This window comes from Methylorubrum zatmanii (genome assembly GCF_014845115.1).
Classification (GTDB): domain Bacteria; phylum Pseudomonadota; class Alphaproteobacteria; order Rhizobiales; family Beijerinckiaceae; genus Methylobacterium; species Methylobacterium zatmanii.
The window spans coordinates 1-10074 of the sequence record NZ_NKUI01000006.1 but is presented as its reverse complement, the minus strand read 5'-3'; the positions used below and the strand labels follow the sequence as shown (position 1 = coordinate 10074).

Here is a 10074-nt window from a genome sequence, read left to right as displayed (position 1 = left end):
TGGGGGAAGAAGGTGAGGGTGGCCCCGAACTCTCCCATCGCCTTGGCGAAGGCGACCCCGGCCCCGGCGAGGATGCCGGGCAGGCTGAGCGGCAGGGTCCCCGTCAGGAACCCCAGGGGCGGGGCGGCGCCCAGCGTCGCCGCCGCCTGTTCGAGCTTGCGGTCGACCGCCTCGATCGACAGGCGCATCGCCCGCACCATCAGCGGGAAGCCCATCACCGCGCAGGCGAGCGCCGCGCCGGTCCAGCGGAACGAGAACACGATGCCGATCTCGGCGAGCCACGCGCCGAACAGCCCGCGCCGGCCGAAGGCGAGGAGCAGCAGGTAACCCGTCACCACCGGCGGCAGGATCAGCGGCAGGTGAACCAGCCCGTCGAGCAGGGCGTGGCCGGGAAAGCGCCGGCGCGCCAGCAGCCACGCCACGGCGAGGCCGGGCAGCAGGCTCGCGAGGGTCGCCACGGCGCCGACCCGCAGGGAGAGCAGAAGGGCCGTCGCCTCGTCGGGGCTGAGACCGAGCAGGCCCACGAGCCCGCTCACGCGCCCCTCCCCCGGCATCCGGCGGCCGGCAGGCCCGCCGTCACAGCCCGGCGGCGGCCTTGAGGGCGGCGTTGATGCGGTCCTGCCAGCCGGGGCCGTCCTTCTGGAAATGCTCCAGCACCGCCTTGTCGATGCGCAGCGAGACCGTCTCCCGCACGCCGGGAACGATCGCCGCCTTGGGCGCGGCCGGGGCGGCAGCCTCGGGCGTCTTGCGTGTCACGGCCCGGAAGGCGGCCTCGGCCGCCTGACGGGGGTCGCTCGGGCGGCGGGTGCGGTCGATCGCCATGGCGGTCAGGCCGTCGCCTTCTTGCGGCTGCGCTTGGGCGCGGGTGGGTTGGCGGCCTTGGCCGCAGCCTCCTCCGCCTCCTTGGCCAGCCGCAGGGCCCGCAGGCGGACCGTGCGCTCGTCCACGGCTTTGACGGCGGCCAGATGCTCGGCCATGGCCTGCTGGCCCTCCCGGGCCATGCGCTCCGCCCGCTCCGCGCGGTCGGCGGCGCGGGTCTTGGCGTCGATGTCGTCGCTCATGAAAAGGTCTTTCGATGAGGATCGCGCCGCACGGGGTCCCGGCGGCGGCGCGCGGCGTCCCGACGCGGAAGGGTCGAGCGCGGGACGATAAAAAGCCCCGAGCAGGACCGTCGGGGGTTCTCCTCAAGGCTTAGCACGAAAGCGACGGCAAAGACCAATTCGGCGGGGGCAGGCCGGGTTTTCCCCCGCTCTTCGGCCTCTCTTCGGGCAGGAGCGAGGCAGTGCCCCGCCGCCGCCCGTCCGCTCCGCGACGCGGCCGCCGCGCTCAGCCGCGGATGAAGGCCAGGAGGTCGGCGTTGAGCAGGTCCGCATGGGTGGTGAGCATCCCGTGCGGCAGGCCCGGATAGGTCTTCAGCGTGCCGTTCCGCAGCAGCTTGACCGATTTCGGCGCCGAGGCGACGATCGGCACGATCTGGTCGTCCTCTCCGTGCAGCACCAGGGTCGGGACCGAGATCGCCTTCAGATCCTCGGTCTGGTCGGTTTCGGAGAAGGCCTTGATGCCCTCGTAATGGGCCTTGGCCGAGCCCATCATGCCCTGGCGCCACCAGTTGCGGATCACACCCTCGCGGATCGTCGCCCCGTCGCGGTTGAAGCCGTAGAACGGGCCGGTCGGGACATCGAGGAAGAACTGGGCGCGGTTGTCGGCCAAGGCCTTGCGGAAGCCGTCGAACACCTCGATCGGCAGTCCCTCCGGATTGGCCTCTGTGCGCAGCATCAGCGGCGGCACCGCGCTCACCAGCACCGCCTTGGCCACCCGGCCCTGCGGCTCGCCGAACCGGGCGACGTAGCGCGCCACCTGCCCGCCGCCGGTGGAATGGCCGATATGGACGGCGTTCCTCAGATCGAGATGCGCGACCACCGCCGAGGCGTCGGCGGCGTAATGGTCCATGTCGTGGCCTTCGGAGACCTGCGCCGAGCGGCCGTGCCCGCGCCGGTCATGGGCGATGACGCGGAAGCCGTGCTGCAGGAAGAACAGCATCTGCCCGTCCCAATCGTCGGAGGAGAGCGGCCAGCCGTGATGGAACATGATCGGCTGCGCGTCCTTCGGCCCCCAATCCTTGTAGTAGATCTCGGTCCCGTCCTCGGTGGTGATCGTCGCCATGATGCGTCTCCGTGAAGGGGGCCGGGCGCGTCCGGTTCGAGCCGCCCCGGCGGTGAGGCGATGGTGAGAGGATGATCCCGTTAGAGAGGCTCGAAAACAGAAACGATGGAAACGCATCGTTTCTTTCAATGAGTGGTTTCGGCCGCGGGCCGTCCCGCCGCCGGGATCGTTTGTGCGAGATTCGCGTGTTGTCGTGTAGGAAAATATGAGAATGCCAGGCGGATGTGCTGGGGATTGCGCATCTTCTCATACTATTCGGTCGTAAGGATTGCGGCTCGCGGGCGCCGACCTGTCCGAATTGTTTCGATCGATCATTGTGCCGGCTGGGCGGACCATCGGCGCTCCGTTGTCGTGCGATGCGCAGTCTTGCGCCGCGCCGGCATCCACTTCTCCGGAATCGTCCTATGCGGATACGGGCGCCCTGATTAAGGTAGGGGCCGCGATCAGGGCGGAGGGCGGGCCGGGCTTGGTTCGAGCGGGTGCGGAGGGCGCATGCCGGTTCTGTCGGGCGGCTGTCTGTGCGGGGCCCTGCGCTACGAGGCGCGCAGCCCGCCGCTGCGGGTCACGCTCTGCCACTGCCGCTTCTGCCAGCGCGTGACCGGATCGAGCCATCTCGTCGAGCCGTTGTTCGACCGCGACGATCTGCGCGTCACCTCGGGCCAGCCGGCGACCTACCGGCACCGCTCGGAGGGCAGCGGCAAGCCGGTCGACCTGCATTTCTGCGCCACCTGCGGGACGATGCTCTTCATGACCTTCGAGCGTTTTCCCGGTCTGTGCGGCGTCTCTGCCGGGACGCTGGACGATCCGGCCTGCATCGAGGTGCGGCCCGACAACGCCAAGCAGGTCTTCGTCGCCTCGGCGCGGCCCGACGCCGTGCTGCTGCCAGGCCTCAATACCTTCGCGGGCCCCGCCATCGACGAGGCCGGCCGCCCGCACCTGCCGCTTGTGCATGACGCGCCCCACATCGTCGGCCGCCGGCGGAGCTGATCGTCTCCGGTGAGGCGAAGGTCACGGAGCGGAGGGGGCCGTGACATGGCGGCCGAGGAAGTCCCGCGTCAGCCGGGCGACCGCGTCCGTGGCCTCGTCCAGCGCGAAATGTCCGGCATTCAGGATATGCAGCTCGGCCGTCGGCCTGTCGCGCAGATAGGCTTCCGCCCCCGGCACGAGGAACGAGGGGTCGTAGCGGCCCCACAGGATCAGCGTCGGAAGCGGGTGGTCGCGCATCCAGGCCTGCCAGGCCGGGTAGGCGGCGAGGTTGGTGCGGTAATCGTAGAGCAGCGCCGCCTGGATCTCCCTCGCCCCCGGACGGGTGAGGCCGGCATATTCGTCGACCCAGCTGTCCGGGTTGTAGCGCTCCGGGTTGGGGCTGGTGCCGAGATGGCGCTGCTTGGCGCCCTCGAGCGAGGTGAAGGCATCGACCTGCTCGGGATGGGCGGCGGGATCGGCCCAGTATCGGGCGATGCCCTGCCATTTCGCCCCGAGCCCCTCGGTATAGGCGTTGGCGTTCTGGACGATCAGGGCGCTGACCCGCTCGGGATGGGCCAGCGCCATGCGGAAGCCGACCGGTCCGCCGTAATCCTGGAGGAAGAGGGTGTAGCGCGCGAGGCCGAGTTGCGTGACCAGCCCCTCCATCGTCCTGGCGAGGTTGTCGAAGGTGTAGGCGTAATCGGCCGGGGACGGCGCGTCGCTGTGGCCGAAGCCGGGATAATCGGGCGCGATCAGGTGGTAGCGGTCGGCGAGCAGCGGCAGCAGCGGATCCCATTGCCGCGAGGACGAGGGATAGCCGTGCAGCAGCAGGAGCGTCGGCGCGTCGCGCGGGCCGGCCTCACGGTAGAAGAGGCCGACGCCGTTCACCTCGGTGCGACGATAGGTCGTGGTGGCGGAGACGGAGGAGAGCGGCGGCGTCCCCTGTCCGAGCGCCAGGGCGGCCGCGGCGGCGAGGACTGTCTGTGCCGGCATCGGCGGTCTCCTTCGCGGGCGAGAGGGGCCAGGGCCTGTCCGAGCGGGGGCGGCGCGCGTCGCGGCAGGGCATCGAGGGCGTCGGCATCAAGGGCATCGCCGAAAAAAGGATAGCGCGCTCCGCGCCGAAGGGGATGCCGGTCCGGCGGAGAGCGTGTGACGACGGGGGACACCGGAATGCGCCCCGGCCCGTTCGGGCCGGGGCGTCGCCTCTCAAGGAGTTCTGGGCCGGATCAGGGCTGGAGCACGCCGTTGATGACGTGGATCACGCCGTTCGACTGCATCACGTTGGCGACCGTGACGGTGGCGGTGTTGCCCTTGGCGTCGGTCACGAACACCTTCTTGCCGCGGGTCTGGACCGTGAGCGGCTCGCCCTGGACCGTCTTGAGGCTGGCCTCGCCGCCGTTCTTCTTGGCCAGGGCCATCAGATCCTTGGCGGTATAGGTGCCCGGCACGACGTGATAGGTCAGGATGCCGGTGAGCGTCGCCTTGTTCTGCGGCTGCACCAGGGTCTCGACCGTGCCCGCCGGGAGCTTGGCGAAGGCGGCATTGGTCGGCGCGAAGACGGTGAAGGGGCCGGGACCGTTCAGGGTGTCGACGAGGCCCGCCGCCTTCACCGCCGCCACCAGGGTGGTGTGGTCCTTCGAGTTCACCGCGTTCTCGACGATGGTCTTGGAGGCGTACATCGGGGCGCCGCCGACCATCGGGTTCTTGGCGAGCGCCGCCGTCGGCGCCGCGGCGCCCAGGGTGAGGGCGAGCGCGAGGGCGGCGCGGGTCGCGACCGAACTACGGATACGGATCATGGTTTCCTCCTGTGCGAAAAGCCCCGTCCTTCCGGGGATTTCGCGGGCCATTACGGAGGGCGCGCGGGATCGGTTTCGCGCGATCGGATTTTTTTCTGCATCTTTTTTTGCAACGCGGAGGCATGCCGCCCGATGGCGAGACGAGGCTGGACCGTCGCCGACATCCCCTCCCAGGCCGGCCGCCGTGCCGTGGTGACGGGAGCGAGCGCCGGGCTCGGATACGAGACGGCGCTGGCCCTGGCCGGGGCCGGCGCGGCGGTGGTGCTGGCGGTGCGCGATGCCGCGAAGGGGGCGCGCGCCGCCGAGGCCATCGCCCGCGCGCATCCCGGCGCCGATCTCGCCGTGCGCCTGATCGACACCGCGTCCCTGGCCTCCGTGCGCGCCTTCGCCGCGGATTGGCCGGCGCGGCAGCCGATCGACCGGCTCATCCTCAATGCCGGGATCGCCGCCGTGCCCTCCCGCGAGGAGAGCGTGGACGGGTTCGAACGTCAGCTCGCCACCAACACCCTCGGCCATGTCGCCCTGACCGGGCTGCTCCTGCCCGCCCTGAGCCCCACGGCGCGGATCGTCGCGGTGGCGAGCCTCGCCCATCGCAGCGGCCGGATCCGCTTCGACGACCTCCACTGGCGCGAGGGTTACGGGCCGCAGGCCGCCTACCGTCAGAGCAAGCTCGCGCTCCTGATGTTCGCCCTCGAACTCGACCGGCGGCTCAAGGCGTCGGGCTCCGGCATCGCCGCCCTGGCGGCCCATCCGGGGCTCGCCGTCACCGAGGTGTTTCGCCGGGGCGACCGGGCCGGCGCGTTCCAGCGCTGGGTCGGGCATGCCCTGTTCTCCCTCGTCGGCCAATCCGCCGCCCAGGGTGCCCTGCCCATCCTCTACGCCGCCACCGCCCCGGAGGCGGAAGGCGGCGGCTATTACGGCCCGGACGGGTTCTGGGAGGCGAAGGGCCACCCGAAGCCCGCCGCCCTCGCCGCCCATGCCCGCGACCGGGCGACGGCGGCCCGTCTGTGGACGGTGATGGCGACGCTCACGGGGGTGCGGTTTTCGGTGTGAGGGAGGGCGGCGCGGCGGGCGGCTGGGAAGGACTGTGAGGGGTTGGGAGCGCGGCTTCCGCCCTTCCACCCGGATACGGACGTCCCGCATCTGACCCTTCCAAGCCATCCTCGCTCACAACGCCTCCTCAGCCCGAGAGCGGCCGTTGTCGTAGGGCGGTATCAGTTGCACCGGCTGCGCGGGCCTGATGCAGGATACGGCCTCCGCTTGATCGGAGCGGGGTGCGTCTCGGCAAGCCCGCGCGGCGTTCGAGCGAAACCCGAATCCGCCCTCCCGAAGGGATCAACCGGATTGGGCAACCGGATTGGGCAACCGGATTGGGCAACCGGATTGGGTATGAAACCAAGGCGCGTAGATCTCCGGCACCGCGCCCGTTCGGATGTTAGCCCGGGCAGACAGCCCCGGCGTCACCGCCGGAGTCGTCTGTTGCCGTTCGGAGGCTTCCGTTCAGTTCGTCTTCGGGTCGGAGATCGTGAAGGCGAAGGTCGCCGAATAGGCGTCGGTGTCGGCCAGCTGCGGGGTCTGCGAGGGGCGGACATGATGGCTGGCAGCGAGCACCTGCGGGCCGGCGCTGCGGAGGGGGACCCTGGCAATGCCCTCGGCATCGGTCGTGGCGCGCGCCTGATCCGCCTCACTCTTGAAATTGACGCCGTCCGTCGCGACCACGCTGGCGCTGGCCAGCGGACGGCCCTCGAACAGGACCTTGACCCGGATCGTGCCGGAGGCTGTCGCCGGATCTTCCAGCGGCACGATCTCCAGCGGGTGGCCGACCACCCGATCCCAGGGGGCGGCCGCGCCGAGGGCCGCCTTGGCGAACTTCATCGACCATAGGCTCTTGGTCGCCAGGGGCAGCACGCGTTTGCTGGCGTTGCGGTAGGTCCCGTCCTCGAGGCGAACCCAATAGCCGTTGTCGTAGGCCGCCGCGACGAGGGCGTCGCCCTGGTAGGCCGCCCGCAGCACGCCCGCTTCCGCCTTCGCCGCCAGCGCCTTCGTGCCGGACGCCTCGTAGGCGGTCAGGCTCATCAGCTTGGCCGCGCTCGGCATCTCCGGCTCGTGGGGATGCCCGTAGAGCACATGGACGCCGCCTTGGCCGGGGGCCAGCCAGAGGTCGTGGGCCGTGGCCGGCACGGTCCAGGCGAGGAACGCGGCAACGAGACAAGCAACGGATTTCATCGGGGCGACACTCGCGGTGCAAAGCCGGATCGGCAGGGTCGATGGCAGCCCATCGTTCCCGGATGAAGGCAGGATGCAGGCCATTCGCGCACCGGATTCCCGATTTCGCGGCAGGCACGACGCTCGGCCCTCAAGCCTTCTTCCCTCGGCGAGCGGTCGAAAGCGGCGGGATAACCCTCGCTGTTCTTCCGCTCCGCCCTGGTGGTGTTGCCCCCGAGGCTGGCCCTCAGAGCCACTTCTTCCAGCGGAAGAACACGTAGGGCAGCACGGCCGCCACCACCATCATGCCGACCGCGACGGGGTAGCCGAAATGCCATTCGAGTTCCGGCATGGTCTTGAAGTTCATGCCGTAGATCGAGGCGATCAGGGTCGGCGGCATGAACACCACCGCCATGACCGAGAACAGCTTGATGATGTTGTTCTGTTCCAGGTTCACGAGGCCCAGCGTCGCGTCGAGCAGGAACTGGATCTTGGCCGAGATGAAGGTCGCGTGCTCCTCCAGCGATTGCAGGTCGCGCAGGGTCGAGCGCACGTCCTCGCGCAATTCCCGCGGGGCCTTGGCCGTGCGGTAGGTGGCCGAGAGCGAGAGCAGGATGCGCTCCATCGAGACGAGGCTCTCGCGCTGCTTCGAGATCAGGTCGCCGTGCCGGCCGAGGGCCCGCAGCGTGTCCTGGAGGGCGGTGTTGCGGGCGGAGGGATCGCCCTTGTCCTCGAAGATCTTGCGCGAGAGCCGGTCGATCCGCTCGCCCTGGAGCTGAAGCACGTCGGCGGCGCGGTCGATCACCGCCTCGATCAGCCCGGCCAGGATCGACTCGCCGGAGACCGAGCTCGACGGGCCGTTGCCCGTCGCCCGGCCGGCGCGCTGGGTGTACATGCGGAAGGATTGCGGCTCCTCGTAGCGCACGGTGATCAGCCGGTTGTCGCGCAGGATGAAGGTGATGCCGGCCAGCCCCGGCTCCTCGGAATCGCTGACGCGGGAGAGCACCCGGCCGGTCATGTAGCGGGCGCCCGCCTCGACATAGAGCAGCTCGGAGGGCTCGATGTCCTTCATCTCTTCCCGGGTCGGCACGGTGATGCCGAGGAAGGATTCGACCTTCACCTCCTCCTCCCGGGTCGGGCGGACGAGGTCGAGCCAGACCGTATCCTCCGGGATCGGCTCCTGCAGATCGAGGTAGCGGCGCTCCAGCACCGTCTGGGTGTCGCCCGCGACGGGCTTGTGCGTGAAGATCAAGGGCGTGCGACCTGAAGGAGAAGCCTCAATCCAGCGCCCCGGGGGGCGCGACGCTTGTCTCCGGCACGAAGAAGTCCGGCGCAAGCGGGACCCCCGCTGTGACGCGATATTTTGAAAACTCCGTGACACCCTCCTCGGCCAGGAACGTGTCGTCGATCAGGAAGCGCCCGGTGATGCCGCGCGCATCCTTGAGGAACAGGGCGTGGGCGGCGTCCGCCATGATCTCCGGGGTGCGGCTCGCCTGCATCAGCGCGTCGCCGCCGAGCAGGTTCTGCACCGCCGCCGTGGCGATGGTGGTGCGCGGCCACAGGGCGTTGACGGCGATGCCCCGGCTCCGCAACTCCCCCGCCAGCCCGAGCACGCAGAGCGACATGCCGAACTTGGCCATCGTGTAGGCCAGATGCGGCGCGAACCACTTCTCCGCCATGTCGAGGGGCGGCGAGAGCATCAGGATGTGCGGGTTTTCCGCCTTCTCCAGATAGGGAATCGCGTATTTGCTGACCATGTAGGTGCCGCGCGTGTTGATCTGGTGCATCAGATCGAAGCGCTTCATCTCGGTCTTGGGCGTGGTCGACAGCGAGATCGCGCTGGCATTGTTGACCACGATGTCGAGGCCGCCGAACGTGTTCGCGGTCCGGTCGAGGGCGTCCCTCACCGCCTCCTCGTCGCGGACATCCACCACCAGCGGCAGCGCCTTGCCCCCGGCCCGCTCGATCTGCTCGGCGGCGGTGAAGATCGTGCCCTCCAGCTTCGGATGCGGCGCGGCGGTCTTGGCGGCGATGGCGACGTTGGCGCCGTCGCGGGCCGCCCGCAGGCCGATGGCCAGCCCGATGCCCCGCGAGGCGCCGGTGATGAACAGGGTTTTTCCGGTCAGGCTGCTGCTGTCACTCATGCCATCACTCATGCGATCTCCCCTCCTGCGTCCCCTGCTGCGACCCGGAATCGCTCCGGTTGGCGTCCGTCGGCGTCGGTGAAGCCGTAGGCGCGGGCGAGGTCGCCGACATGGAGCGTCCGCCCGGCCCGGTCCAGCACGGCCGGATCGGCGGCGAGCGCGGCCAGCGCCCGGCCGGCATAGAGCGGGCTCTCGGTCGCCAGAGCCTCCTGCCCCACATCGCGCACCCGCTCGGTGGCGACGAAGCCCGGCGACAGCGACAGGGCACAGACCCCGTGCGGAGAAAGCTCCTGCGCGCAGGCATAGGCGAGGCGGTTGGTCACCGCCTTGGCGAGGTCGTAATAGAGATCGCCGAGATAGCCCTCCTCCGTGCCGAAGGAGGCGAAGGCGATCAGGCCGGCGCCCGCCGACACCATGGCCGGCGCCACCGCGCGGGCCAGCAGCAGCCCCGGATAGGGCCCGGTCCCCAGGAAGCGCGAGAACGGCTCGGCCGAGCGGCGCCAGAACGGCGTGCCCCAGGCGGCGCCGTCGGGGTAGCGTTCGCCGTCGAACCCCTCGTTGCCGCCCCAGACGCTGGAGGCCGCCACATCGATCCGGCCGAAGCGGCGCAGCGTCCAGTGCACCAGTTCGTCCACCGCCCGCTCGCTGGTGTGGTCGCACAGGTAGTGGTGGCCCTCGCCCCCCGCCGCATCGACGGCGCGGGCGGTGTCCTCGATCGCCTCCGGGCGCGTCTCGGTGCGCCGGCCGGTCTCGGAGGAGCGCGCGGTGACGATCACCGTCGCCCCCGCCTCGCCCAGGCC

12 protein-coding genes are annotated in these 10074 nt (G+C 70.2%); 2 read left to right on the top strand and 10 right to left on the bottom strand.

Annotated elements, in window-relative coordinates; genetic code table 11:
- The 4 genes from MZTS_RS00895 to MZTS_RS00880 form a co-directional block, all read right to left on the bottom strand.
- Nucleotides 1–554 (bottom strand): ABC transporter permease subunit (locus MZTS_RS00895; protein WP_192280524.1); only part of this gene is annotated, 554 nt, incomplete at its 3' end.
- Nucleotides 555–576: 22 nt separating this feature from the next.
- Complete coding sequence (locus tag MZTS_RS00890) at nt 577–822, bottom strand: BrnA antitoxin family protein (protein WP_192280521.1); 246 nt, start codon at nt 820–822, stop codon at nt 577–579.
- A gap of 5 nt (nt 823–827) precedes the next feature.
- Nucleotides 828–1061 (bottom strand): hypothetical protein, encoded by a 234-nt coding sequence (locus MZTS_RS00885; RefSeq protein WP_192280519.1) that lies wholly within the window; start codon nt 1059–1061, stop codon nt 828–830.
- Nucleotides 1062–1326: 265 nt separating this feature from the next.
- On the bottom strand, nt 1327–2163 hold the full coding sequence (locus MZTS_RS00880) for an alpha/beta fold hydrolase (RefSeq protein ID WP_192280516.1): 837 nt from the start codon (nt 2161–2163) through the stop codon (nt 1327–1329).
- Nucleotides 2164–2655: 492 nt separating this feature from the next.
- Here MZTS_RS00880 and MZTS_RS00875 point away from each other — a divergent pair, with 492 nt between their 5' ends.
- Nucleotides 2656–3150, top strand: a complete 495-nt coding sequence (locus tag MZTS_RS00875) for a GFA family protein (RefSeq protein WP_192280513.1) — start codon at nt 2656–2658, stop codon at nt 3148–3150.
- Nucleotides 3151–3171: 21 nt separating this feature from the next.
- Here MZTS_RS00875 and MZTS_RS00870 read toward each other — a convergent pair whose 3' ends face one another.
- Both MZTS_RS00870 and MZTS_RS00865 read right to left on the bottom strand, forming a co-directional pair.
- Nucleotides 3172–4122, bottom strand: coding sequence for an alpha/beta fold hydrolase (locus MZTS_RS00870; RefSeq protein WP_192280510.1), 951 nt, complete (start codon nt 4120–4122; stop codon nt 3172–3174).
- 233 nt (nt 4123–4355) lie between these two features.
- Entirely contained in the window at nt 4356–4925 is a 570-nt protein-coding gene (locus MZTS_RS00865) for a fasciclin domain-containing protein (protein WP_192280507.1), read from the bottom strand.
- Nucleotides 4926–5057: 132 nt separating this feature from the next.
- Between MZTS_RS00865 and MZTS_RS00860 the strand changes: the two genes are divergently transcribed.
- Nucleotides 5058–5978 carry an oxidoreductase gene (locus MZTS_RS00860; protein WP_192280504.1) on the top strand — a complete coding sequence of 307 codons (921 nt, stop codon included), beginning with the start codon at nt 5058–5060 and terminating at the stop codon, nt 5976–5978.
- Nucleotides 5979–6425: 447 nt separating this feature from the next.
- On the opposite strand, the gene MZTS_RS00855 is transcribed toward MZTS_RS00860, so the two are convergent.
- The 4 genes from MZTS_RS00855 to MZTS_RS00840 all read right to left on the bottom strand — a co-directional run.
- Nucleotides 6426–7151, bottom strand: coding sequence for a DUF4198 domain-containing protein (locus MZTS_RS00855; RefSeq protein WP_009865618.1), 726 nt, complete (start codon nt 7149–7151; stop codon nt 6426–6428).
- 226 nt (nt 7152–7377) lie between these two features.
- On the bottom strand, nt 7378–8382 hold the full coding sequence (locus MZTS_RS00850; RefSeq protein ID WP_192280501.1) for a magnesium transporter CorA family protein: 1005 nt from the start codon (nt 8380–8382) through the stop codon (nt 7378–7380).
- A 25-nt stretch (nt 8383–8407) separates the two neighbouring features.
- Nucleotides 8408–9274 (bottom strand): SDR family oxidoreductase, encoded by an 867-nt coding sequence (locus MZTS_RS00845; RefSeq protein WP_192280498.1) that lies wholly within the window; start codon nt 9272–9274, stop codon nt 8408–8410.
- Nucleotides 9275–9282: 8 nt separating this feature from the next.
- Nucleotides 9283–10074, bottom strand: a 792-nt coding sequence (locus MZTS_RS00840; RefSeq protein ID WP_192280495.1) for an SDR family oxidoreductase, incomplete at its 5' end; no start/stop codon positions are given.

Coding starts and splice junctions, on each gene's coding strand:
- MZTS_RS00855 (WP_009865618.1), bottom strand. CDS start 7,151: ATGAAATCCGTTGCTTGTCTCGTTGCCGCGTTCCTCGCCTGGACCGTG.
- MZTS_RS00860 (WP_192280504.1), top strand. CDS start 5,058: ATGGCGAGACGAGGCTGGACCGTCGCCGACATCCCCTCCCAGGCCGGC.
- MZTS_RS00865 (WP_192280507.1), bottom strand. CDS start 4,925: ATGATCCGTATCCGTAGTTCGGTCGCGACCCGCGCCGCCCTCGCGCTC.
- MZTS_RS00875 (WP_192280513.1), top strand. CDS start 2,656: ATGCCGGTTCTGTCGGGCGGCTGTCTGTGCGGGGCCCTGCGCTACGAG.
- MZTS_RS00845 (WP_192280498.1), bottom strand. CDS start 9,274: ATGAGTGACAGCAGCAGCCTGACCGGAAAAACCCTGTTCATCACCGGC.
- MZTS_RS00885 (WP_192280519.1), bottom strand. CDS start 1,061: ATGAGCGACGACATCGACGCCAAGACCCGCGCCGCCGACCGCGCGGAG.
- MZTS_RS00870 (WP_192280510.1), bottom strand. CDS start 4,122: ATGCCGGCACAGACAGTCCTCGCCGCCGCGGCCGCCCTGGCGCTCGGA.
- MZTS_RS00890 (WP_192280521.1), bottom strand. CDS start 822: ATGGCGATCGACCGCACCCGCCGCCCGAGCGACCCCCGTCAGGCGGCC.
- MZTS_RS00880 (WP_192280516.1), bottom strand. CDS start 2,163: ATGGCGACGATCACCACCGAGGACGGGACCGAGATCTACTACAAGGAT.